The 23509-nt window shown below is 66.7% G+C and carries 21 protein-coding genes and 1 pseudogene; 10 read left to right on the forward strand and 12 right to left on the reverse strand.

The annotated features are described in order from the left end of the window. Window positions 1-13 precede the first annotated feature (13 nt). From ACZ50Z_RS16610 to ACZ50Z_RS16620, 3 genes are all read left to right on the forward strand, one after another. Complete coding sequence (locus ACZ50Z_RS16610) at window positions 14-1111, forward strand: acyl-CoA dehydrogenase family protein (RefSeq protein ID WP_464484533.1); 1098 nt, start codon at window positions 14-16, stop codon at window positions 1109-1111. Window positions 1112-1186: 75 nt separating this feature from the next. Next, window positions 1187-1942, forward strand: coding sequence for an acyl-CoA dehydrogenase family protein (locus ACZ50Z_RS16615; protein WP_464486276.1), 756 nt, complete (start codon window positions 1187-1189; stop codon window positions 1940-1942). A gap of 76 nt (window positions 1943-2018) precedes the next feature. Further along, window positions 2019-2288 (forward strand): DUF4190 domain-containing protein, encoded by a 270-nt coding sequence (locus tag ACZ50Z_RS16620; protein WP_464484534.1) that lies wholly within the window; start codon window positions 2019-2021, stop codon window positions 2286-2288. An 8-nt stretch (window positions 2289-2296) separates the two neighbouring features. Here the strand turns inward: ACZ50Z_RS16620 and ACZ50Z_RS16625 are convergent, their stop codons facing one another. Together ACZ50Z_RS16625 and ACZ50Z_RS16630 are read right to left on the reverse strand one after the other, a co-directional pair. Next, a complete protein-coding gene (locus ACZ50Z_RS16625; RefSeq protein WP_464486277.1) occupies window positions 2297-2722 on the reverse strand; it encodes an acyl-CoA dehydrogenase family protein in 426 nt (141 codons plus the stop codon). Between the two features lie 144 nt (window positions 2723-2866). Beyond that, window positions 2867-3472 (reverse strand): annotated as a pseudogene (locus ACZ50Z_RS16630) (acyl-CoA dehydrogenase family protein); the annotation flags it as partial. 243 nt (window positions 3473-3715) lie between these two features. Between ACZ50Z_RS16630 and ACZ50Z_RS16635 the strand changes: the two are divergent. From ACZ50Z_RS16635 to ACZ50Z_RS16645, 3 genes are all read left to right on the forward strand, one after another. After that, on the forward strand, window positions 3716-4366 hold the full coding sequence (locus ACZ50Z_RS16635; protein WP_464484535.1) for a TetR/AcrR family transcriptional regulator: 651 nt from the start codon (window positions 3716-3718) through the stop codon (window positions 4364-4366). 247 nt (window positions 4367-4613) lie between these two features. Next, a complete protein-coding gene (locus tag ACZ50Z_RS16640; RefSeq protein WP_464484536.1) occupies window positions 4614-5462 on the forward strand; it encodes a mycofactocin-coupled SDR family oxidoreductase in 849 nt (282 codons plus the stop codon). Window positions 5463-5485: 23 nt separating this feature from the next. Beyond that, complete coding sequence (locus ACZ50Z_RS16645) at window positions 5486-6316, forward strand: SDR family NAD(P)-dependent oxidoreductase (RefSeq protein ID WP_464486278.1); 831 nt, start codon at window positions 5486-5488, stop codon at window positions 6314-6316. Here ACZ50Z_RS16645 and ACZ50Z_RS16650 read toward each other — a convergent pair. From ACZ50Z_RS16650 to ACZ50Z_RS16695, 10 genes are all read right to left on the reverse strand, one after another. Next, window positions 6313-7131, reverse strand: coding sequence for an SDR family NAD(P)-dependent oxidoreductase (locus ACZ50Z_RS16650; protein WP_464484537.1), 819 nt, complete (start codon window positions 7129-7131; stop codon window positions 6313-6315). The genes ACZ50Z_RS16645 and ACZ50Z_RS16650 overlap by 4 nt on opposite strands. A gap of 6 nt (window positions 7132-7137) precedes the next feature. Beyond that, complete coding sequence (locus ACZ50Z_RS16655) at window positions 7138-9555, reverse strand: CaiB/BaiF CoA-transferase family protein (RefSeq protein ID WP_464486279.1); 2418 nt, start codon at window positions 9553-9555, stop codon at window positions 7138-7140. An 8-nt stretch (window positions 9556-9563) separates the two neighbouring features. After that, window positions 9564-10553, reverse strand: a complete 990-nt coding sequence (locus ACZ50Z_RS16660) for an enoyl-CoA hydratase/isomerase family protein (protein ID WP_464484538.1) — start codon at window positions 10551-10553, stop codon at window positions 9564-9566. A 2-nt stretch (window positions 10554-10555) separates the two neighbouring features. Then, window positions 10556-11680 carry a M24 family metallopeptidase gene (locus ACZ50Z_RS16665; RefSeq protein ID WP_464484539.1) on the reverse strand — a complete coding sequence of 375 codons (1125 nt, stop codon included), beginning with the start codon at window positions 11678-11680 and terminating at the stop codon, window positions 10556-10558. After that, window positions 11670-12911, reverse strand: coding sequence for a M24 family metallopeptidase (locus ACZ50Z_RS16670; protein WP_464484540.1), 1242 nt, complete (start codon window positions 12909-12911; stop codon window positions 11670-11672). Before ACZ50Z_RS16670 ends, ACZ50Z_RS16665 begins: the two co-directional genes overlap by 11 nt. 2 nt (window positions 12912-12913) lie before the next feature. Beyond that, complete coding sequence (locus ACZ50Z_RS16675; RefSeq protein WP_464486280.1) at window positions 12914-13975, reverse strand: amidohydrolase family protein; 1062 nt, start codon at window positions 13973-13975, stop codon at window positions 12914-12916. Between the two features lie 166 nt (window positions 13976-14141). Next, complete coding sequence (locus ACZ50Z_RS16680; RefSeq protein WP_464484541.1) at window positions 14142-15386, reverse strand: cytochrome P450; 1245 nt, start codon at window positions 15384-15386, stop codon at window positions 14142-14144. Window positions 15387-15406: 20 nt separating this feature from the next. Continuing rightward, entirely contained in the window at window positions 15407-15601 is a 195-nt protein-coding gene (locus ACZ50Z_RS16685; RefSeq protein ID WP_464484542.1) for a ferredoxin, read from the reverse strand. A 12-nt stretch (window positions 15602-15613) separates the two neighbouring features. Further along, complete coding sequence (locus tag ACZ50Z_RS16690) at window positions 15614-16291, reverse strand: TetR/AcrR family transcriptional regulator (RefSeq protein WP_464484543.1); 678 nt, start codon at window positions 16289-16291, stop codon at window positions 15614-15616. Between the two features lie 169 nt (window positions 16292-16460). Then, window positions 16461-17267, reverse strand: coding sequence for an SDR family NAD(P)-dependent oxidoreductase (locus ACZ50Z_RS16695; RefSeq protein ID WP_464484544.1), 807 nt, complete (start codon window positions 17265-17267; stop codon window positions 16461-16463). Window positions 17268-17467: 200 nt separating this feature from the next. Here ACZ50Z_RS16695 and ACZ50Z_RS16700 point away from each other — a divergent pair, with 200 nt between their 5' ends. The 4 genes from ACZ50Z_RS16700 (at window position 17468) to ACZ50Z_RS16715 (ending at window position 23507) form a co-directional block, all read left to right on the forward strand. Further along, window positions 17468-20215, forward strand: coding sequence for a helix-turn-helix transcriptional regulator (locus ACZ50Z_RS16700; RefSeq protein ID WP_464484545.1), 2748 nt, complete (start codon window positions 17468-17470; stop codon window positions 20213-20215). 96 nt (window positions 20216-20311) lie between these two features. Beyond that, entirely contained in the window at window positions 20312-21079 is a 768-nt protein-coding gene (locus tag ACZ50Z_RS16705; protein WP_464484546.1) for an SDR family oxidoreductase, read from the forward strand. Between the two features lie 20 nt (window positions 21080-21099). Continuing rightward, window positions 21100-21822, forward strand: coding sequence for an SDR family NAD(P)-dependent oxidoreductase (locus tag ACZ50Z_RS16710; protein ID WP_464484547.1), 723 nt, complete (start codon window positions 21100-21102; stop codon window positions 21820-21822). Between the two features lie 89 nt (window positions 21823-21911). Beyond that, complete coding sequence (locus tag ACZ50Z_RS16715) at window positions 21912-23507, forward strand: multicopper oxidase family protein (protein WP_464484548.1); 1596 nt, start codon at window positions 21912-21914, stop codon at window positions 23505-23507. The last annotated feature ends 2 nt before the right edge of the window (window positions 23508-23509 follow it).

Consider the following 23509-nt stretch of genomic DNA (forward strand, 5'->3'; position numbering starts at 1 on the left):
AATCGACAGTGCGGTGAATGTCGAGCAGTTCCGAGCAGACCTGCGCGCGTGGCTCGACGACAACGACCTGACACCCGGGCCCGACCACTCGCTGCAGGGCCATATGCAGCAGTTCGCCCGGGTCAGTCGCGCGCTCTACGACGCCGATTGGATGCGTTACGGCTGGCCGAAAGAAGTCGGCGGATTGGGCGGTCCGGCGGTCCTGCGGGCGGTCGTCGGCGAAGAAGTGGTCGGTCGCCGCCTGGCCGAACCCGGGCCGTACTCGATGCTCGAAGTGCTCGCGCCCACCATGATCGACTACGCACCCCCAGAGCTCGCCGCGGAAATGGTGCCGCGGCTGCTGAGCGGCGAAGAGCAATGGTGTCAGGGCTTTTCCGAGCCGGGATCCGGCAGTGACCTCGCCTCGCTGACGACCCGCGCGACCCAACAAGGCGACAACTGGATCGTCAACGGGCAAAAGGTGTGGACGAGCTTCGCGCAGTTCTCGACGCGGTGCGTCCTGCTCACCCGCACCGAGCCCGGCTACGACGGCATCACCGCCTTCTTCGTCGACCTCGACACCCCCGGCATCACCGTCCGGCCGCTGCGAACGATGCACGGCGTGGACGAATTCTGCGAGGTGTACTACGACGACGTGGTGATTCCGGCGAGCCGGATGCTCGGCCGGCCCGGGGACGGGTGGCGACTCGCCATGGACCTGCTGCCCTTTGAGCGTTCGTCCTGCTTCTGGCAGCGGATCGCCTACCTCTATTCCCGCTTCGACGACCTCATCGCCGAAGCATCCGAAAACAATGAACCCGACGAATCCGCGCTTGGCGGAGCATATCTGGCGCTGCATACCTTGCGCTGCCGGTCGCGCGCCACTCAGCATCGGATGCGCGACGGGGCCCGGTTGGGCCCCGAAACCTCCATCGACAAGGTATTGCTGGCCGCCGCCGAGCAGCGGCTCTACGACACCGTCCACGACCTGTTGCCGGGGAAGCTCGAACTCGAAGACACACCGTGGCGTTCGGAGTACCTGTACTCGCGCGCGGCGACGATCTATGGCGGCACCGCCGAGATTCAGCGCAATATCATCGCCCGCCGGCTGCTCGACCTCGGGAAGGAGTGAACCGTGACGTCTTCGCCGGATAACGAGTCAGACGCCGAGTCGCTGCGGCTGCTGACCGACTCGTTGCGGACGACGATGGGCGCGGCGTCGGGAGCCAAGCTGGACGCCGCGCTGACCGATCTCGGATGGCGCGACATGCTCGACGAAATGCCCGACATCGCAATACCGTTGGTGTTCAGGCTGCTCGGCGAGACAGGCTCGCACGCGCCCGTGCTCAACGACGTGGTGCTGTGCGCCGCCGGTGATGCGCCCGGGGGCGCGCTGGCGCTGCCGTTCGCCGGCGGGTCCTGGGTGCTCTGGGAGCGCCGCGACGAGTCCGATTCGGGGATCGACGAGCTGCTTCCCATACACCCTGTGCCGCAGGGCGATCCGTTGCCCACGGCCGCACTGCAGGCGGGTTGGCGGGCCCTGGGGTGGTGGCTGGTCGGCACCAGCCGCGCGATGCTCTCGCTGGCCCGTCAGCACGCCCTGGACCGCGTTCAGTTCGGTCGGCACATCAGCTCCTTCCAGGCGATCCGACACCGACTGGCCGAGACACTGGTGGCCATCGAGGGTGCCGAGGCGACGTTGCAGGCCGCCACCGAGTGCGACGACGAGGGGCTGGCCTCCCTGCTGGCCAAAGCCGCGGCCGGCCAGGCTGCGCTGACCGCCGCACGTCACTGCCAGCAGGTGCTCGGCGGTGTCGGATTCACCGCCGAACACCCGCTGCACCATCACATCAAGCGCTCGCTCATCCTCGACGGCCTCCTGGGAAGCGCGCGAGAACTCACCCGCGAAGCCGGAAGCGCGCTGGTGGCAACGGGATCCGCGCTGCGGCTTGCCCAGCTGTGACGGCGCTGCCTGCGCCCTGACAGTTGCCAGGTGATATCCACGTAGACTCGTCCCGACACCACAAGGATGGGACGCAATGAGTCACCCCGAGGCACCGCGAAACGAGGTCGGCGTCGCCTCGCTGCTGCTGGGTCTGGTCGGGCTCATCACGTGCTGGATGATGCTGGGAGTGCCGTTCGGCATCGCGGCGGTGGTGACGGGCGACATCGCCCGGCGCCGCGTTACCCGTGGCGAGGCGAACAATCCCCGAACCGCGTCGGCCGGAATGGTTTTAGGGGTGATCGCGATCCTGGTGGGTCTCGTCGCTATCGGCTACTACGCCAGCCTGGACGTCCAGAAGCACTGACGCGCCGATCAATTCCGCGGTAGCCCGAGGACGCGTTCGGCGATGATGTTGCGCTGAATCTCCGAGGTGCCGCCGGCGATAGTCGCGGCGAAGGTGCGCGTGTACCGGTCGAACCAGGCACCGTAGTGGCTGTCCAGGTTGAGCGGGGCGAACGGCGCGGTAATCCCGTGCAACACCAGTCCGTCGCCGCCCTTGGCGGCCAGCGCGTCCTCGCAGGCGCGCTGCATCGCCTCCGAGCCGAGCAGCTTGAGCACCGACTGGGCCGGGACGTCCTCTTCACCGCGCGCCGCCTTGGCCAGCGTCGCCGACCCGAGCAGTCGCATCGCGTAGAAGTCCATCACCAGCGTCGCGTAGCGGTCCCGCTGGACGGGCCCCGAGGGGCGGGACTCGACGGTCAGCGCGTGCAACATGTCTGCGTAATCCAGCCACAGCATCGCGCGTTCGTGACCGAGCGAACCGGTCGCGACGCGCCAGCCCGCGTTGAGCTCACCCACCAGGTTCTCGGCCGGCACCCGCGCATCGGTGAAGAAGACCTCGTTGAAGTCGACGTCTTCGATGTCGCCGACCGAGGCGAACGGACGGCGGACCACACCTGGGGTGTCGGTGGGAATCAGTAATGCGCTGATGCCCTTGTGTTTTGGTGCGTCCGGATCTGTGCGCACGAATGTCAACAGCACATCGGCGTGGTGGGCGCCCGAGGTCCACACCTTCTGCCCGTTGACGACGAAGTGGTCACCGTCAAGCACCGCCCGGGTTTTCAGCGACGCGAGGTCCGATCCCGCGCCCGGTTCGCTCATGCCCAGCGACGCGGTGATCTCCGCCCGCAGGATCGGCACCGCCCATCGCTGCTTCTGTTCCGGGGTGCCGAACGTCAACAGCGACGCCGCGATGATGCCCACGCCCTGCGGGTTGAAACTTTGGTAGATCCGACGTCGCGACAACTCTTCTTGGTACACGTATTGCTGCAGCAGTGTCGCGTTGCGCCCGCCGAACTCCGGCGGGTTGCCGGGCAGTAGCCACCCGCTGTCGAACAGCAGGCGTTGCCATTGGCGTGCCCACGCCGGGATGTCCGAGCTCGACTGCGGCCGATCCAGCGCCTCGGCCGCGGCGGGAAGATGCTCATCGAGGAAAGCGACGAATTCGGCGCGGAACGCCTCCACGTTGGCGTCAAACGTCAGCTGCACGGCACTTCCCGGAGTGGTCCTGAGCGTACGTGCGCCGGCGGTAAATCAGGCTTTCCGCCAACGGCGCGGTTCACTCTTGCGATTACGCTTCCCTACACACGTCTAAGAGAATAGTATTCTCGTGGCAAGAAAGTTATAATCTCCGACACGTGATCCGTGAGGGGGTCGAGCGCAGCGATGTCACGGCGTTCTCCGGTAGAGTCCAACCATGTTCTCCCAGCGCGGCAATCACCTGAGTCGGCCGTGACCAATCCGAGCGAAGAGCCGGCCTGGAAGCAGCGTGCTGTCGAGCGGTCCATCAAGACTGCGAAATTGCGGGCGGCGCAACGTGTTCAGCGCTTCCTCGACGCCGCCCAAGCCATCATCATCGAAAAGGGCAGCACCGACTTTACCGTGCAGGAGGTCGTCGACCGTTCCCGCCAGTCGCTGCGCAGCTTCTACCTGCAGTTCGACGGCAAGCACGAACTGTTGCTGGCGCTGTTCGAAGATGCGCTCAGCCGCTCCGCGGACCAGATCCGCGCCGCCACAGAGAGCCACACCGATCCGCTGGAGCGGCTGCAGGTCGCCGTACAACTGTTGTACGAGGCCTCCCGCCCGGATCCGACCGCCAAGCGCCCCCTGTTCACCGACTTTGCTCCTCGACTGCTGGTGACGCATCCGGCCGAGGTCAAGGTCGCTCACGCGCCGTTACTGGCGTTGCTGACGGAACTGATGGACGCGGCGCACGAGGCGGACAAGCTGCGCAACACCATCAACCCCAAGCGCGTGGCGGCCATGACGATGCAGACGGTGATGTTCATCGCGCAGTCCAGCGGCGGGCCCGACGACGCGACGACCCACCCCATCACCGCAGAAGAGGTCTGGGACTTCTGCTCGCGCGGCTTCGTCGCGTAGCGCCCGGGCGCCGTCGCCGGCGGCCGTAATCTTCCTCACTCCACAGCTGACCAAATAGCGCACGCCGTTTGCCGGTGAGAATGAGATTCTCTAATATCTAGAACCACGAATAGCCGAAACGGATTCGTCATTGACACCCGTGATGGCCGAATGACAGAGTTCAAAAGCGGCAAGACCCACGATCCGGGGACGCGATTGTTCTCCGCGCAGGCGTGCCGATCAGATCAAGTCAGGAGTTGAGGTAGCCATGACCGGACGTGTTGAGGGCAAAGTCGCCTTGGTCACCGGAGCGGCGCGCGGCCAGGGCCGCAGCCATGCGGTGCGGCTGGCGGAGGAGGGCGCCGACATCATCGCCGTCGACATCTGCAAGCCCATCCGCGAGGGCGTGGTGGACACCGCGATCCCGGCGTCGACACCCGAGGACCTGGCCGAGACCGCCGACCTGGTCAAGGGGCATAACCGCAGGATCTTCACGGCCGAGGTCGACGTGCGCGACTACGACGCCCTCAAGGCGGCCGTGGACAGTGGCGTGGAACAACTCGGCCGGCTCGACATCATCGTGGCCAACGCCGGAATCGGTAACGGCGGCGAGACTTTGGACAAGACCAGCGAAGAAGACTGGACCGAGATGATCGACATCAACCTGGCCGGGGTGTGGAAGACCGTGAAAGCCGGTGTGCCGCACCTAATTGCCGGCGGCAACGGCGGATCCATCATCCTGACCAGCTCGGTCGGCGGGCTGAAGGCCTACCCCCACACCGGCCACTACGTCGCGGCCAAGCACGGTGTCGTCGGGCTGATGCGCGCCTTCGGAGTTGAGTTGGGACAGCACATGATTCGCGTCAACTCCGTGCACCCCACGCATGTCAAGACTCCGATGCTGCACAACGAAGGCACCTTCAAGATGTTCCGGCCGGACCTGGAGAACCCGGGTCCCGACGACATGGCGCCGATCTGTCAGTTGTTCCACACGCTGCCGATCCCCTGGGTCGAGCCGATCGACATCAGCAACGCGGTGCTGTTCTTCGCCTCCGACGAGGCCCGTTACATCACCGGTGTCACCCTGCCGATCGACGCGGGTAGCTGCCTGAAATAGAGTTCCGTCCCATGGACGGATTTCTGTCTAGCTTCGACGGCCGCGGGGCCGTGGTCACCGGCGGTGCCAGCGGCATCGGCTTGGCCACCGCCACCGAGTTCGCCCGCCGCGGCGCCCGCTTGGTGCTTTCCGACGTCGATGCGCCCGCGCTGGACCAGGCGGTGAATCGGCTGCGCGGCGAGGGCTTCGACGCGCACGGCGTGGTCTGTGACGTCCGGAATCTCGACGAGATGGTTCACCTCGCCGACGAGGCCTTCCGGTTGCTCGGCAGCGTCGACGTCGTTTTCAGCAATGCCGGCATCGTCGTCGCGGGTGCGATGGGCGAGATGAACCACGAGGACTGGCGCTGGGTGATCGACATCGACCTGTGGGGATCGATCCATGCCGTCGAGGCATTCGTGCCCAGGTTGATCGAGCAGGGCAGTGGGGGGCACATCGCGTTCACCGCGTCCTTCGCCGGCCTGGTGCCCAACGCCGGTCTGGGGACCTACGGCGTCGCCAAATACGGTGTGGTCGGGCTCGCCGAAACGCTGGCGCGTGAGGTCAAGGCCAATGGCATTGGCGTGTCGGTGTTGTGCCCGATGGTCGTGGAAACCAAGTTGGTCTCGAATTCGGAACGGATTCGCGGCGCGGACTACGGGCTGTCGGCCAGTCCCGAGGGAGCGTTCGGAACGTTGCCCACCCAGGACGAGAGCGTCACCGCCGACGATGTCGCGCGGCTGACCGCCGATGCCATTCTGGCCAACCGGCTGTATATCCTGCCGCATGCGGCCGCGCGGGCCTCGATTCGCCGCAGGTTCGAGCGCATCGACCAGACCTTCGACGAACAGGCCGCCGAGGGCTGGACGCACTAGCCCGAATGGCTCGGTGGGCCCAGCCGGTAGTCGCCGGTCTGTGGGTCGTGATACCACCCGCTGGAGGCTTGGGTTCCGCCGTCGATGTGCAGCGTCTGCCCGGTCAGATAGGTCGCCATGTCCGAGGCCAGAAACACCGCAGCGCCGGCGATTTCGTCGACATGGCCGGGACGTCCCATCGGCACCATGTCGCGCATTGCGCTCGTCGCGGCCTCGCCGCCGAGCTGCGCGAGCCCCTCGGTGAGCGTGATGTCGGGCGCTATCGCGTTGACCCGGATCCCATGGGAAGCCAATTCCAGCGCCGCGGTCTTCGTGTAATTGATGACACCGGCCTTGGCGGCCGCGTAAGCGGCGTAGCCCGGCGCCGCTCGTACGCCCTCGATCGAGGTCAGCGAGATGATGCTGCCGGGCAGGCTCTCCGACACCATCTTTCGGGCGACCCGCTGGCTGCACAGCAGCACGTGGCGCAGGTTGGCGCGATAGAGCGCGTCCCAACCGTTCTCGCTGGTTTCCAGCAGCGGCGAAGAGAACACGCCACCGGCATTGTTCACCAGAATCGTCGGAGTGCCCAGATCTGCGATGGTGCGTTCCAGCGCGGCGTCCACCTGGCCGCTGTCTCGGACGTCGGTGACGATTCCCAGTCCGTCGATGGATTCGGCTGCCTGCGTGCAGGTTTGGGGGTCGCGCTCCCAGATCGCCACCCGGGCGCCGAAAGCGGCCATCCCGGCCGCGATGCCGCGGCCGATGCCCGCGCCCCCGCCGGTCACCACCGCGACGCGACCAGTGAGGAGGATATTCGAGGGGTCGATCGCCATCGTCGCTCAGCCGGCCGTGTGCATCGCCGGGGCGCGGCCGATGACACCGTCGGATTCCAGGGCGGCGATCTCGGCGTCGGACAACCCGAGTCCGGTAAGCAGCTCGTGGTTGTGCTGCCCCAGCAGTGGCGCGTGCTCGGTGTGGAACGCGGTGGGCCCGGCGGAGCATCTCATCGGCACGGTGCTGAGCCTAGCCGGGCCGTTGACCGGGTGGTCGACTTCTTCGAAGAAACCGCGGAACGCCAACTGTTCCAACTCGGTTTGGCGATGCGGTTGCATGACCTTGGCCACCGGCACCCCGGCACCCCAGAGGGTGGCGACGATCTCGTCGCGGGTGCGGCCTTCGCACCACGCTGCGAGCTGTGCGTCGATCAGATCGTGGTGCTCGCTGCGGCCGGTGTGCGTCGACAACTCCGGAGCGGTTGCCCAGGAGGGTGATCCGATGGCACGACACAGGTTTACCCACTGTTCGTCGCGGGCCACGGCAATGGCCACCCAGCTGTCGAGCCGGCCGAATTCGTCGATATCCGCGGTGCGGTAGAGGTTCTGTGGTGCCGCCGTCGGCCCGCGGTTGCCGGCACGCTCCAGCAGCGCCCCGTACGCCGAGTACTCGATGACCTGCTCGGCGGAGATGCTCAGGGCCGCATCGACCATCGCCGCCTCGACGAACACGCCCTCGCCGGTGCGGCGGCGATGTTCCAGCGCCAGCAGCAGCGCGTTGGCCGCATGCACGCCGGCGTTGGGGTCGCCGATCGAATACGGGTCATACGGTGTGCGATCCGGGTAGCCGGTGAGCCAACTGACTCCGGACGCGGCCTCGATGACGTAGGCGAAGGCCGGATTATCACGCCATGGCCCTTCGAGACCGAATCCGGGCATCCGCACCATCACCACGTCGGGCCGAATCGATTGAACGGTGGCGAAATCCAGCCCGAGCTGGTCCAGCACCCGCGGGGTGAAGTTTTCCACGACCACGTCGCAGGTGGCGATGAGCCGGCGCAACAACTCCTTGCCGCGCGGGCTCTGCAGGTCCAGCGTCAGGCCCTTCTTGTTGGTGTTCAGGGCCTCGAAGATAGGCGACTTCTCCCACCACTGGTCCTCGGTGACCGGCACGCCGGCGATCAGCCGTGTGCCGTCCGGGCGCCGGGTGGATTCGACGTGGATGACCTCGGCGCCGAGCATGGCCAGCAGGTGCGTGGCGCAGGGCCCCGCCCAGAACGTCGTCATATCCAACACTCGAAGACCATTGAGCGGCAACGGTTTCACTACGCCGGCCGGCGCGGGCCGCGCAGGGAGGTCCGCGGCCCGGTAATGCTCGGTGTGCTCCCCCAGTCGCGGCGCCGGCTGCGGCGTGCGCAACTGCGCCGGCCGCATCCGGTAGGGGTGACTCGGCTGCTGGAAGCCGTCGCGCGGATTTCGGACGAATGAACCGCGTTCCACGAACTGATCGAACGACGTGACGTTCGCGCCGTTGGCCACGGGCGCGTTCGGGATGCGAAAGGCCGATGCCAGTTCCCGGATTTCGTCGACCGTGGTGTCGGCCAGCCAGCCGAAGAGCTCGTCGGCGTGGATGTTGGCCTGCTCCGTGATCGACAGCGGTGAATCCTCGTCGATCCACTCCGGGTGGCCCACCATCGCGCACAGGTCGAACCACTGCGGCGCGGTCCCGCAGCCGAGATCCACCAGGCCGTCTTTTGCCCGGGCCACCCCCGGGATCGTCGGCCGTCGCATGTCTCGCCACGGCCGACCGAGCACCTCGAAGTAGGACACCGGGTAGTACGTGAGGCAGAGGATCTGGGTCTCGAGGATTGACAGGTCCAGCAGTTCCCCTGCCCCACCGTCGATTCGGCGCCATCGCGACGCGAGCGTGGCCGCGCTGGCATAGGCGCCGGCCAGATACTCGCCGACCTGACCGCCGACGAAGACGGGCGGGCGCTCCTGCTCGCCGCGGCCGAGCCCGACGATTCCTCCCGACCACGCCTGCAGGGTGAATTCTGTTGCGGCGCGGTCGCGCCAGGGGCCTTCCAATCCGAACGGTGTGATCGCCGTGACGGTCAAGTGCGGGTGGCGCCGATGGATGGTGCCGGGCGAAAAAGCCGGGTGGTCGGCCACCGCCGAACCGGCAGACCAGACCACCGCGTCCGCGGAGGCCAGCAGCCGGTTCACCAGCTCGGTGTCGTCGTGGCCGGCCGGATCGGCAGTGACGCTGTGCTTTGCACCAGCCAAGAAGCTGAACAACGCGCCGTCGCCAGCAGCCGGGATGGTCGCGCCCGAGGCCGACCACTTGCGTAGCGGATCGCCGTCGGGGGGTTCGACTTTCACGATGTCGGCGCCGCCGTCGCAGAGCAACTTGGTGCAGTAGGCGCCGGCTATGCCGGTGGACAGATCGATCACCGTATAGCCGGTCAGCGGCGGGTCGGCCAGGTGTTGCGTCACGGATTCTTTTTCTTCGACTTGGCTTTTTTGCGCGCCTTCTTGCTCAGCCGCCAATCGGCGGGGAACTTGCCGTCGTTGTCTTTGACCGCATCCCCCAGACCCTGTTCCATGGCGCCGGCGAGCGTCAGTTCATCACCGGCATCAGGGCGGACCATGCCGCCCATCGACTCGAAGACGCCGCTGAGCATGCTGCCCAGATACTCGCCCTGGAACTGCTTCATGATTTCGAAGAAGACCTTCTGCATGAAGACGGTGTCGGTGGGACGATTGCGGGCGCAGGCCAAGGCGTACTTTTCGACCTCCGCCGCGAGTTCATCCCTGGGCACCACGCTGTTGAGAAAGTTGCAGTCGTACATCTCGGCAGCGGTGAAAGCCCGTCCGGTAAACACCATCTCCTGGAACTTGCGGATGCCCATGGTCTGCGCCCACCACCACATGCGGGGACCCCAGCCGTAATACCGGAACGACGGATGCCCGAACAGGGCGTCGTCGCTGGCGATCACCAGGTCGGCATCGGCGGCCTGGTAAAAGTGCCAGCCGTAGCAGTAGCCCTTGGCCTCGAGGATGCTGATCTTCTTGAAATCCTGCAGGCCGCGGATGCCGGAATTCGGATTGGCATACCACTGACCGAGCGTGGCACCGTTGCGAAACGAGCCCTCCGGCGGGTGCCTGACTTCCTCGGCGCCGATCCGGTATTCGGCGAGCCGTGGCCCTTGGTCGGCCTCATCGCGGACCCGCATCACCTCGACCAGGTCGGCCCCGGAGCCAAGGTCGTCGCCGGCCCCCCGGACCACCAGAACCCTGACGTCGTCGTCAATGTTCGCGCGGTGCAACAGATCCGCGTAACGCAGGCGCGCCGCGATCGTCGGCGCGTTGAGGTAATCCGGCCGGTCGAACGTGATCGTGGCGATCCGCGTCTTGACGTCTTTGTCGTACCGGATGATCTCCTCGGCCGGCGGCCCGGAGGGCTCGGCAGGGTCGGGCATGGCTAGGGCTGCCAGAACGGGCTCGCGGTGAGCACTTCGGGGCCGTCGGCGGTGATCAGGACCGCTTCTCGCCCGAACACCGCGCCGACTCCTTCTTCCCACACATAGCCGGTCACGGCGAGCACCATTCCGGGCTCCAAGCGTTCTTCGGCCGCGGTCGCGGGCAGATGCTGGGAGACGACGGGTGGGTCGAACCCCATGCCCAGGCCGCGGGCCACCGGCATCGGTGGGTCCGGCTCCCCCGCGGCTTGGTAGGCGGCCATCAGTTCGCTCGCTCCGGCGCCGGGCCGGCAGGCTTCGATCAGCCTGTCCCACAGGCTGTCCCAGCGCCGGTACAGCGCCACGCCGCCGGGCACCTGCTTCTTGCCGGCCGGCCAGGTGCGTCCCACCTCGCCGACATAGCCCCCGGCCAGGACTCCGGCGGAGAACGCCACCAGATCGCCGTCCCGGATGCGGCTGTCGGCGTCGGCGCGTCGCCACGGGTGCGTGCGCGAGGTCACCCATGCCACGTCTTGATTCGACGGCGTGCTCACGCCGCCGGCCGCCGAGGCCTCCAACACGACACCGGCCAGCGCTTGTTCGCTGACCCCCGGACGCAACTCGGCGACCGCGGCCGCCAGCGCCGTTTCGGCCACCGTGACGGATTCCCGCACCGCGGCGATCTCCTCGGCCGTCTTGACACGGCGCGCCGCCCGCATCGCGAGCTCACCGTCGACCAGCTGTGCGTTGGGGAACGCGGTCGGCAGCAGCTGGGCGAAAACCGGTGAGAGCGCATCGGTTCCGACGCGCCGAGCACAGGCCGCACCGTCGATGCGCTGCAGCGCCGACATCGTGTTCATCGGGTTCCAGGAGATGCCGTAAAGGTTCTCGTGGGGGATGTCGTCGGGCACGCCCTCGTCCCACGTGCTGAGGAGGTGCACGGCTCCGGTCTCACGCACCACCACACAGGTCGGGCCGAACGGCCGGGTGCCGGCGACCCACAACTGCGGCGCGCCGGTGACGTAACGGACATTGGCTTGCCGACCGAGGACCAGAACATCGAGATCGTGCGCCGCCATCTGGTCAAGAGCCCGCTGGCGACGGCCCGAGCGCAGCGTGCGCTCGTCGGGCAGGACTTCAGTTCCCATAGGGGTCATAGGGGTAGTCGGTCAAACGGATCCAGCCTTCCTCGGTAATCACCAGGACCTCTTCACTGCGGTAGCCGCCGGTGCCGTCCTCCCACACCACCGGCTCCAGGACCAGCACCATTCCGGATTGAAGAACGAAATTCTCGTCGAACTCCTGGCCGAGATCGGTTCCGATCATGGGCATTTCGGCGGCGTTGACGCCGATGCCATGGCCCAGGTAGAAGTGCGGCAGCCAGGGCTTGGTGCCGCCGTTGGCCTTGATCGCGGCCCGGCCCAGATCCGCCGCCGTGGCTCCGGCCTTGGCGACGCCCAGCACGGCGGTCATGATCTCGAACCAGGTGTCGAACTGCGCCTGTTGGCGCGGGGAGGGGTCGCGCCCGACGATCCAGGTACGTCCGAAGTCGGAGCAGTAGCCCTGGTAGGTGATGCTGACGTCGGTCCACAGCACGTCACCCTCGGCCAGCTCGCGCTCGGTGCTCAGCAGTGGCAGCGCCAAGTCGCCGTGCGTGGTCCACACGCCTTCGGCCTTGCTCGGCGGCATCACCTGCCAAATCGGTTCGAGCATGCTGGCCGTGGCGCCCAACTCGAAGGCGCGACGCAAAAAGCTTGCGGACAAATCGATCTGACGGATCCCGGGCGCCAGGCGTTTTTGCACCTCGACCATGGCCTCGTCGGTGATCCGGATGGCGGTGCGCATGCACGACAATTCATCCGGCGTCTTGACTGACTTGGCCGCGCTGACGATGGCCGCGGCGTCGACCGGGGCACCGTTCGGGAACAGGGCTTTCGCGGCGCGCGACATCGCCCCCGTGCATTCGTCGACCGCGACCACCGCTTTGGCCGGAATCAGCTCGGCGATCGTCCGCGCGAAATGGGCCACGCCTTCGTCGAACTCGAGATAGACCGGCCCGTGCAGGTGGTCGGCGGGCAGGTCCGACTCCTGTGAAGCCCCCTCCCGGAACGGGAGGAACAGGTGCGGCCACTCGTCGTCGGCGAGTACCACGGCCACAGGACGCTCGACATAAGACAGCCCGGCGTCGCCCAGGGGCCAACTGGCGCCCGTTGCGTAGACGACGGCGTTGTTGCCGAGCAGGATCATCGCGTCGACGCCACGCTCGGTCATCGCCGACCGCAGCCGGGCTCCCGTCTCGCGGCGCAGGCGCGCGAGGTCGGGCGTTTCGGGAATCACCAGTCCGTTACCGGTGTTGGTGTGCAGTTGCGCGAGCGTCATCCCTACAGACCCAGGAACTTCGTGACGTTGTCGCTGACGATCTTCGCCGCGTTCGCCGGACCCACCGCGTCGACAACGGCCTTCAGCGACTTCTCGGAATAGCCGTACGTGCTCTCGTTGTGCGGATAGTCGCTGGACCACATCACCTTGTCCACCCCGATCTGATCGATCAGCTGCAGACCCAGGGGGTCAACCATGAACGACGCGCTCATGTGGGTGTCCCAGTAGTAGCGCGGTTCGTGCTCGAGCGTCCGGTTGAACATGTGTTGGTACGAGCCCATCAGGTGATCGGCATCCTGCAAAGCCCAAGGAACCCAGGCGATTCCGCCCTCGAACCAACCGATCCGCAGGCCCGGGTGATCATCGAGAATTCCGGTGAACAGATACTTGGCGAACTGCTCGCGGAAGCCGTCGATGTTGATCATCATGCCGACCACCACACTATTGAACTGGCACGGGGTCTTCGGTGGGGTCTCCCCGATGTGGTGGGTCACCGGAAGCCCGGCGGCTTCGATCTCGTCCCACACCGGCCGCATCGCGGTGCTGCCGTAGTCGATGATGTTGCCGTCGTCGTCCTTGCCCGGGTTGAGCGGCAGCAGGAACGTCTTGAGCCCCAATGACTTCAGCTCTTCGAGAGTCTTGCGGGTGCCCTGCGGATCCCACCAGTTGATCAGGCCGGCGCCGTAGAAGCGGCCGTTCGAGCGCTCCTGCAGTTCGGCGATGTATTCGTTGTAGATGCGAAAGGCAAGCTCGCGAAGCTGCTTGTCCGGGTAGTGGAACAACGCCAGCACCGCGTTGGGGAACGCCAGTTCCTTCTCGACCCCGTCGTCGTGCAATTCCTGAATCCGGGCCTCGATGTTGGTGCTGGCGGCGCCGGGCAGGTCGTCGTACTGCATCAGGACCGCGCTGAAATCACCCGGCAGGAACGATTGCCCCTTGCGGCCGACCTGGTAGGCGCCGTCCTCGTACCAGATCCGCGGCGCCTTGTCTTTCATGTCGTCCGGGAAGCGTTGGTAGAAAATGTCATCGGCGAGCGAGATGTGGTTGTCGGCCGAGAAGACCACGGTTCCCGCGGGCAGTCCCACATCGCTGCCGGCGGCGTGGCCACGCCGATCCTTCGGAGCGCCATAGCCTCCGGGCGGGTAGAGCGTGCTTGCTTGAGTCGTCATCTTTGACCCTCCATTCGGATCCGCAGTTTTTTCAGCAGTTTTTTCAAGGCAGCGAGCTGGGCTACCAGGTCACCGGAAGTTCATAGACGCCGTAGGCGAGGCGGTCATGTTTGAACGGGACCTCGTCGATCGGCACGGCCAGGGCCATGGTCGGGATGCGGCGCAGCAGCGTCTGGAACACGATCTGCAGTTCCGCCCGCGCCAGTTGTTGTCCGACACACTGGTGGCGGCCGTAGCCGAAGGCGACGTTGCGATCGGCTCCCGAGCGATGCAGGTACAGGCGATCCGGTTCGGCAAACGCCTGCGCGTCCCAGTTCGCCGGCGCCAGGTCGATGATGATGCCTTCGTTCGCGCGGATGGTCTCGCCACAGATATGAATGTCTTCCACAGCGACGCGGCGCTGTCCGTTTTGAATGATGCTGAGGTAGCGCAGCAATTCCTCCACCGCGTTGGCAAGAATCTTCGGGTCCTCGGCGTCGCGGATGACGGCGGCCTGGTCCGGATTCTCCAGCAACGCAAGCACTCCGAGCCCGATCATGTTCGCGGTCGTCTCGTGCCCGGCGATCAGCAGTCCGGTGCCCAACTGCGCGGCTTCCTTGACGCTGAGCTCGCCGGCCTTGACCCGCTCGGCGAGATCGGAAACAGCGTCTTCCGCGGGGTTTTCCATCTTGGCTTCGACCAGCTGAGCCAGGTACTTGTGCAGGCTCATCGCACCCTTCATGGTGTCCTCGGCGGCGGCGAAGCGCGCGAGGCCAACGTTGGCGTGGTGCTGGAACATCTCGGCGTCCTCGTAGGGCACGCCGAGCATTTGGCTGATCACCAGCGACGGGACCGGAAGCGCAATGGCGGCAACGACGTCCGCCGGCTGCGGGCCGGCCAGCATCGTATCGATGTGGTCGTCGGTGATCTGCTGGATCGTCGGCCGCAGACCCTCCACGCGCCGGAAGGTGAACGGCTTGGACAGCATGCGGCGGAACCGGGTGTGTTCCTCACCGTCGGAGGTGAACACCGAGCGGGGCCGCTTGTGCACGGTCGACAACATGCCCTCGTTCCAGTGCGGGAAGCCGGGTACCCGGTCGTCGACGCTGACCCGTGAATCCGAGAACAGCTCGCGCACTTGCTCGTAACCGGTGATGAGCCACGGCGTGCTGCCGTCCCAGATGCGCACCCGCGACAGCGGCCTGGCCTCGGCCAGTGCCATGACATCCGGTGGCGGGGCAAACGGGCAGCGCGGCTGCCTGGCCATCGGGTAGTCCGGAATCTCGGAGGTCTGCTCTGTTGTGGCACTCGTCAGAATGTCTGACATTTTTTATTCCTCGCCGTATTTCACTCTTCAACGTGGATGGCCAGGGCGGGGCAGGCGGCCGCCGCCCGCCGCGCGCCTTCGGCCTGGTCGGCCGTTGGACTGGGATTGAGCAAGACGACCACGCCGTCGTCGTCACGCTGGTCGAACACTTCGGGCGCATTCATGACACAGTTCCCCGAAGAGGCGCAAACATCTTGGTCAACGGTGACTTTCATCTTCCAAACCCCTCACTCGTACGCCGTCACGGGCGCCAGCCACAGGCCCACGATCGCGTCGATGAGTCCGGACGCCGCTGCGCGCCATGAACGATGGGACGTCAACGCACCTGCAACCAGCGCGCGTTCACGGTCGGCGCAAGTGTGCATCAACAGGTTTCGAGCCATGATGTTGCGTTCGAAGTGCACCTCGGCGGGCAACTCGGGCAGGCAACGGTTGACGCCCTCCACGACCTGAACCAGCGACGGGGAGCTGAGCGCGCCCTTGACGATGATGTTGTAGTAGGCGGGGTCGGTCATCGCCTGCGCAGCGAACCGCGCGTACCACGTGGGGTTTCCCAGCTCCTCGAGGTGATCGGTGAGCGGCCGCACCAAACAGGCGACCCAGTTGCGCAGTTCGGCGTCCCGGCCATCGGCGGTGCCCGAGGCCAACAGCTCGTCGACCATCTGCTCGCGGAGTTGCTCGACGGGCCCGCGGTGCTTGTGCTCGATCGCGCGCACCAGATCGGCCTTGGTGCCGAAGTGGTAACCGACCGCGGCATTGTTGCCCTGGCCGGCCGCCTCGCTGACTTGCCGGTTGGACACCGCGAACATGCCGTGCTCGGCGTAGAGCCGCTCGGCGGCCACCAAGATCGCCTCCTGGGTGGAGCTGGCCCGCTCGGTGCGCACGGTCCGGCCGACGGTGGTCATCAGCCCAGTCAACCCCGTCAGATGGCGTTAAGTCAAGCGCTTGATTTAATCCGGCCTCCTGCAGACGGGAGACCGACCGGATAGACGAGGGCGGCCAACGTGACCGCACCGTCGCTCTGGCGTCCGAACGCGACGCCTCTGTCACGATCGGCTCCGTCGATGAAGGATGTCAGCCCTGCCGCTTGGGCCGGATAACCTTGCCCGCCACCGTCCCGCCGTCCACGGGCAGCACGGTCCCGGTGACGTAACGCGACCGGTCCGTGGCGAAATACAGCGCGGCCTCGGCGACGTCATCGGGCGTGCCGTCGCGCTTCAGCGGGCGGTCATCGCGCATCCCCTGGCGAATCCGCGCCTCGAACTGCTCGAGCTGTTCGGGATCCATCCCGGCCGCCGACTTCCCCAAAATCGGCGTGGGTATGCTGCCTGGCGCGATGGCGTTCACCCGAATCTCGTGGTATGCCAACTCAATTGCCGCGGATTTCGTGAATTGAATGACCGCCGCCTTGGACGCGCGGTAGGTCATCACGCCACCGCCGGCCTGGATGCCGCCGATCGAGGTGATGTTGATGATGGAACCGCCACCATGTTCGGCCATGTGCCGGGCGGCATCTCGCGTGCCCGCCATCACGCCGAGCACGTTGACCCCCATCACCCGGTGAAAATCGGCGAGGTCGTCGTCGAGCAACTTCCGCAGGGGGCTCGAGATCCCGGCATTGTTCACCATCACGTGCAGGCCGCCGAACTTCGCGACGGCGCCGGAAACCAGCGCCCCCACCTGTTCGGGGTCAGAGACGTCCGTCCGCTGGAAGACGGCACTGGCGCCCAGCGACGTCGCCAGCGCCTCGCCCCGGTCGGTCTCGACGTCGGCGATGACGACCCGCGCGCCCTCCGCCGCAAACCGCTCCACCAGGCCCCGGCCTATGCCGGACGCGCCGCCGGTGACGATGGCGACCTTGCCATCAAGTTCTCTAGCCACCCGACGAGTTAATCGGGGCCGTACGCGTTAAGTCAAGCAGTTGATTTAACACCGTGGGGCCCGGTGCTCGCTACTCCGGCAACGCGCGCCATCGGTAAGGTCGGACAGCAAATCCTTCAGACGCGGCGGTGTGGGTGGAAATTCAGCAGGCGCTACCTTTGCGCGGCCGGAGCACGGAATGCGCGGCGCTCGATCGTCTGGTGTCGGACGCCCGCTCGGGCAACAGCCAAGTCCTGGTGTTGCGGGGGGAGGCGGGCATCGGCAAGACGGCGTTGCTGGACTTCGTTTCCGAGCGCGCATCGGGATTTTGCGTGGCACGGGTGGCGGGAGTGGAGTCCGAGATGGAGCTCCCTTTCGCCGCCTTGCAGCAACTCTGCGTCCCGCTGCTCGACTGCCTCGACCGCTTACCGGCTCCGCAGCGGGGCGCGCTGGAGATCGCCTTTGGGCGAAGCGCCGGACCGGCGCCGGAGCGCTTCCTGGTCGGGTTGGCGATGCTCAGCCTGATCGGCGCGGCGACCGAAGCGCAACCCTTCATCTTCCTCGTCGACGACGCGCAGTGGATCGACCGAATCTCGGCCCAGACGTTGGCGTTTGTCGCCCGCCGCCTGATTGCCGAGCCGGTTGCGATGGTGTTCGCGGTGCGCGACGGTGCCGTGACGGTCGATGCCGATGAGCTCAATGGGCTGCCCGAATTGACCGTCGGCGGGCTCGATCTCGGTGACGCCCGCGTGTTGCTGGATTCGGTCGTCCTCGGCCGGCTGGACGACCAGGTGCGCGATCGCATCGTGGCGGAAACACGCGGCAATCCGTTGGCTCTGCTGGAGCTGCCCCGGGGACTGACCGGCGCGGAGCTGGCGGGGGGCTTCCAGCGCCCGGACGTGCGGCCACTGGTGGGACAGATCGAGCAGACGTTTGTCCGGCGGATCCGTGCGCTTCCCGACCACACCCAGCAGTTGTTGACGACTGCCGCTGCGGAGCCCGTGGGCGACGCGGCGTTATTGTTGCGCGCCGCCGAGCATTTGGGCCTTCCGCCGGACGCGGCCGCCGGCGCGGAAGCGGCCGGGTTGATCGAGGTGGGGACCCGGGTGCGATTCCGCCACCCCCTGGTGCGTTCGGCCGCATACCGCACCGCGGACCTGATCGAGCGCCGACGGATCCATCGGGCGTTGGCCGAGGCGACCGACCGACGAAGCGACCCGGACCGTTACGCGTGGCATCTGGCCAGCGCGGCCCACGGCCCGGATGAATCCGTTGCCGCCGCGCTGGAGCGCTCCGCCGACCGCGCTCAGGCCCGGGGCGGGGTTGCCGCCGCGGCCGCCTTCTTGGAACGCGCCACCCAATTGAGCGCCGACCCGGCCCGCCGGGGAACACGGGCGCTGGCGGCCGCTCAGGCCAAACGCCACGTCGCCGCCTTCGACGCGGCGGACGAGCTTCTCGCCATCGCCGGGGCCGCGTCACTGGACGAGCTGCAGCAGGCCCGTGCCGCCCGGTTACGCGCGCAGATCGTCTTCGCGCGAAGCCGCAGCGGAGCTGCCGACGCGCCGACGGTCTCCGACGCCGCCATCGGCCTGCTCGATGCCGCTCGCCGGCTGGAAAAGCTCGATGACGCGCATTCGCGGGAAACGTACCTAGAAGCCTTGGGGGCGGCGATGTTCGGCGGCCGGCTGTGCCCGCACGGCGGCATTCACCTGGCCGCCGACGCGGCCCGCGCGGCGCCGCCCGGGCCCCAACCCGCCCGTCCGGTCGATCTTTTGTTGGATGGCATCGCGTTACGGGCCACGGCCGGGCATGCTTCGAGCCTGTCCGCGCTGCGCGACGCGCTGACCCGCATCAACAACGAAGCAGAGCGGGGCGACGACGTCTCGCACTGGTTCTGGCAAGCCTTCCCCGTCGTGCAGGAATCCGCTGTCCACGAACTGTGGGACGACGAGGTGTGGCACCGACTGGCCACCCATGCCGTGCGGCTCGCGCGTGATGCGGGCGCACTCGCCGTGTTACCGCACGCGCTGATCTACCGCGCCGGAGTGCACGTGCAGGCGGGCGAATTCGCGACAGCGTCTCAGCTCATCGAGGAGGCCACAGCGATCTCGGCCGCCACCGGGTATGTCCCGGTCAAATACCACTCGGTCCTGTTGGCCGCGTGGCGCGGCAACGAAGGTGTCGCAACCACCCTGATCGAGCAAGCCGCCGCGGACGGAACGGCAAGGGGCGAAGGGCGTGTCGTCGGATTGACCGGATACTGCAAAGCCGTCCTCTACAACGGCCTGTGCCGCTACGACGACGCCTTCGCGGCGGCCCGTAGGGCATGCGAATACGAGGACCTCGGCCTGTTCGGCTGGTGCCTGGTCGAACTCGTCGAGGCCGCCGCGCGAAGCGGCCGCAAGGACGCGGCCCACGACGCGCTGCGCCAACTGGAAGTCCAAACGCTCAGCGCCCAAACAGATTGGGCCAACGGGGTTTTCCTTCGGTCCAAGGCATTGCTGGCCTCCGATCGCGACGCCGAGGCCTGCCACCTCGAAGCAATCGACAAGCTTGCGCGCACGCGCATCGTTGTCCAGCACGCCCGCGCGCACCTGTCCTACGGGGAGTGGCTGCGCCGCTGCAATCGCCGGATCGACGCACGCGCCCAGTTGAGTACTGCACACGAGATGTTCAGCCGGATGGGGGCCGACGCGTTCGCCGAGCGGGCCCGCCGCGAACTCCTGGCCACCGGCGAGAAAACGACCAAGCGGTCCGCGAAAGCGGGAAAGGCATCGGGCGGCGAGCTGACGGCGCAGGAGGCCCAGATTGCCCGGCTGGCCGGTGAGGGCCTGACCAACCCCGAGATCGCCGCCCAGCTGTTCATCAGCAGCCACACGGTCGAATGGCACTTGCGGAAGGTGTTCGCCAAGCTCGGCATTACCTCGCGCCGACAACTACGGGGTTTGGCCAAAAAATTCGGCCCCTGAGTTAGGCAGGACTACGGACTTTCCAGGGTTCCCACGGACCGGGGGGCGGGCCATGCTGAAGAGGCCAGTTCATCGGGAAGCTTGAAAGGCGTGATCATGAAGGTTTTGGTAATCGGTGGCAGTGGTCTGATCGGATCACAGGTTGTCACCATGCTCACCGAGCAGGGACACGAAGCGGTCCCCGCGTCACCAAGCACGGGCGTCAACACCGTGACCGGTGAGGGCGTCGCCGAGGCCGTCGCGGGTGTCCACGCGGTGGTGGACGTCTCCAACTCGCCGTCGTGGGCCGACGACGATGTGCTGAACTTCTTCACCACCTCGACCCGCAACCTTCTGGAGGCGGAGCGGGACGCCGGCGTGCGGCATCACGTCGCGCTCTCGATCGTGGGCGCCGACCGCGCGGCCGCGAGTGGTTACATGCGGGCCAAGATCGCCCAGGAAAAGGTGCTTGTGGAATCCGGTGCTCCCTATACGATCGTGCGGGCGACCCAGTTCTTCGAATTCGTTGAGGGCATTGCCGATTCGATGACCGACGGCGACACGGTCCGGGCGCCGCACGGGGCGTTCCAGCCGATCGCGGCGGCCGACGTGGCCACGGCCGTCGCCCGCGCCGCGGTCGGTGAGCCGGTCAACGGGGTGGTCAACATCGCCGGACCCGAAAAGCAGGGCATGGACGACTTCATCCGTATCCGGTTCGCCGCCACCGGCGATGCCCGCCGGGTGGTGACCGACCCGCACGCGCAGTATTACGGCGCGGTGCTCGACGAGCGCATGATCGTTCCCGTCGAGGGCGAAGAAGTCACCCTCTACCCCACCCGGTTTGGTGACTGGCTGGCTTCGCAGGCGCCCAGCAACGCCAAGTAACGGCAGGAGGAGGCGGTCCGATGGAGCTGATGGACCACACCGCGGTGATCACCGGCGGCACGGCGGGAATCGGACTGGAATCCGCGCGGCTGTTCGCAAGCGAAGGCGCCACCGTCATCGTCACGGGCCGCGATCCGGCCAGGGGCGCGCACGCGATGGAGATCATCGGCCCAAAGGCGCGGTTCATCCAGGCCGACATGGCCGATATCGATTCGGTGAATTCGCTTGTGCAACAATGCGGTGAGGTCGATATCATCGTCAACAACGCCGCCAGCTTTCCGTCGGCGTTGACGGTGGAGCAGGAGTTGTCATCGTTCGAGTCGATGTTCGACACCAACGTGCGCGGCGCGTACTTCCTGGTTGCCGGCCTGGTGCCGGGGATGCTGCAGCGGGGCCGCGGCAGCATCGTCAACATCACCACCATGGCCGCCTTCAGGGGAATTCCCGGCGCGTCCGGCTACAGCGCGTCCAAGGCCGCGGTGGAGTCGCTCACCCGCACCTGGGCCGCCGAATTCGGAGCGGCCGGGGTGCGGGTGAACAGCGTCGCCCCGGGGCCCACCCGCACGCCCGGGGTGGCAGCGGAATGGGGTGACGTAAACGAGGAGCTCGGGCGGGCCCTGCCGCTGGGGCGCACCGCCTTCCCGTCCGAGATCGCCGAAGCGGTGCTGTTCCTGAGTTCTCCTCGCTCCAGCTTCGTCACTGGCTCGACCCTGCACGTCGACGGCGGCGGCGCCGCGGTTTGACCGCCGCGGGCAGCGACGTCGAGTTGTTGCGGACATTTCGCCGGCCTTCGCTCTACGGTGGGTAGTTGCGCAAAGACGAGGAGCGTTAATTGCCCGGGCAACCCAGCAGCGACATCCCCTTCGACAGAATTCGGCTCACCAGACGCGGTTTCATGGCCGCGGGCATCGCCGGCGGACTGGCGCTGACGGCGTGCAGCCAATCCAGACCCGAGCCGTCGGGCAGTGCCCGGATGGCCGCCGCCATCGATGCGGCCGAGGCCGCCCGGCCGCACAGCGGCCGCACCGTCACCGCCAACCTGACGTGCCGGTCCGCCCAGATCGACCTGGGCGGACCGGTCGTCCGCACGCTGGCCTTCGGGAACTCCATCCCGGGTCCGGTGATCCGCGCCAGCATCGGTGACGAAGTCGTGGTGACGGTCAAAAACCAGCTCGATCATCCGACGTCGGTGCATTGGCACGGCATCGGCCTGCGCAACGACATGGACGGCGCCGAGCCCGTCACGCCCAACGTCGCGGCCGGCCATGACTTCACCTACCGGTTCTCCGTGCCCCACTCGGGCACGTACTGGGCACATCCCCACACCGGGCTGGACGAGGACACCGGGCTATACCTGCCGGTCATCGTCGATGATCCGACGGAGGGCAACTACGACGCCGAATGGATTGTCGTCCTTGATGATTGGACCGACGGCGCCGGAAAGAGCCCCCAGCAGCTCTACAGCGAACTGAGCAACCCCAACAAGTCACCCATGCCCACCACGTCCGAGACGACCACGACCGAGACGACGACCACGGAAACGAGTACGACCGAGGCGACCTCGACCAGCCCGGCACCCATCGGACCAGGACCGTCGCCGGGCAGCGCCGGCAGCAGCGACCTTCTCGGCGGCAACGCCGGGGATATCACCTATCCCTACTACCTGATAAACGGGCGAATTCCCGCTTCCCCCATGGCGTTCAACGCGAAGCCCGGCCAGCGGATACGGATTCGCTTCATCAACGCCGCCTCCGACACCACCTTCCGGGTCGCGCTGGCCGGTCACACGATGACGGTGACACACACCGACGGCTACGCCGTGGTGCCCGCTCCGGTCGACGCCCTGCTCATCGGCATGGCCGAACGCTACGACGTCACGGTGACCGCTGCCGACGGTATCTTCCCGCTGGTCGCCGTCGCTGAGGGCAAGAACGCTCTGGCGCGGGCGTTGCTGTCCACGGGTGCGGGCGGCGCGCCGGACCCGCAATTTCAGCCGGCCGAGCTGACCAAGCGCGTGGGTACCGTTGAAATGTTCACCGCCACAACGCCGGTCAACCTGGGCCGCCCCGACCCGAACCTCAACCTCCCGGTCGTGCTGGGCGGCAACATGATGCAATACAACTGGACGATCAACGGGCAGCCCTACGGCAAGACGAGCCCCCTACGGGTGCAACAGGGCCAGCGGCCGACCATCACCTTCGACAACACGACCACGATGTATCACCCGATTCACCTGCACGGGCACACGTTCCAGGTGATCAAGCCCGATGGGAGCCCCGGCGCCCGCAAGGACACCGTCATCGTGCTGCCCAAGCAGAAGCTCGTCGCCGTTCTCGTTACCGACAATCCCGGCACGTGGCTGATGCACTGCCACAACACCTATCATCAGGTCGCCGGGATGGAAACTCGGCTGGACTACGTCTTCTGAGA

The organism is Mycobacterium sp. NTMscope_MAC_269 (assembly GCF_976985695.1).

Bases quoted from the DNA above. Each gene is read 5' to 3' on its own strand.
- ACZ50Z_RS16690 (WP_464484543.1), bottom strand. From the start codon at position 16,291: ATGACCACCGTCGGCCGGACCGTGCGCACCGAGCGGGCCAGCTCCACC.
- ACZ50Z_RS16705 (WP_464484546.1), top strand. From the start codon at position 20,312: ATGAAGGTTTTGGTAATCGGTGGCAGTGGTCTGATCGGATCACAGGTT.
- ACZ50Z_RS16640 (WP_464484536.1), top strand. From the start codon at position 4,614: ATGACCGGACGTGTTGAGGGCAAAGTCGCCTTGGTCACCGGAGCGGCG.
- ACZ50Z_RS16625 (WP_464486277.1), bottom strand. From the start codon at position 2,722: ATGCTGTGGCTGGATTACGCAGACATGTTGCACGCGCTGACCGTCGAG.
- ACZ50Z_RS16660 (WP_464484538.1), bottom strand. From the start codon at position 10,553: ATGCCCGACCCTGCCGAGCCCTCCGGGCCGCCGGCCGAGGAGATCATC.
- ACZ50Z_RS16680 (WP_464484541.1), bottom strand. From the start codon at position 15,386: ATGTCAGACATTCTGACGAGTGCCACAACAGAGCAGACCTCCGAGATT.
- ACZ50Z_RS16710 (WP_464484547.1), top strand. From the start codon at position 21,100: ATGGAGCTGATGGACCACACCGCGGTGATCACCGGCGGCACGGCGGGA.
- ACZ50Z_RS16685 (WP_464484542.1), bottom strand. From the start codon at position 15,601: ATGAAAGTCACCGTTGACCAAGATGTTTGCGCCTCTTCGGGGAACTGT.
- ACZ50Z_RS16615 (WP_464486276.1), top strand. From the start codon at position 1,187: ATGGGCGCGGCGTCGGGAGCCAAGCTGGACGCCGCGCTGACCGATCTC.
- ACZ50Z_RS16665 (WP_464484539.1), bottom strand. From the start codon at position 11,680: ATGGGAACTGAAGTCCTGCCCGACGAGCGCACGCTGCGCTCGGGCCGT.
- ACZ50Z_RS16670 (WP_464484540.1), bottom strand. From the start codon at position 12,911: ATGACGCTCGCGCAACTGCACACCAACACCGGTAACGGACTGGTGATT.
- ACZ50Z_RS16620 (WP_464484534.1), top strand. From the start codon at position 2,019: ATGAGTCACCCCGAGGCACCGCGAAACGAGGTCGGCGTCGCCTCGCTG.
- ACZ50Z_RS16650 (WP_464484537.1), bottom strand. From the start codon at position 7,131: ATGGCGATCGACCCCTCGAATATCCTCCTCACTGGTCGCGTCGCGGTG.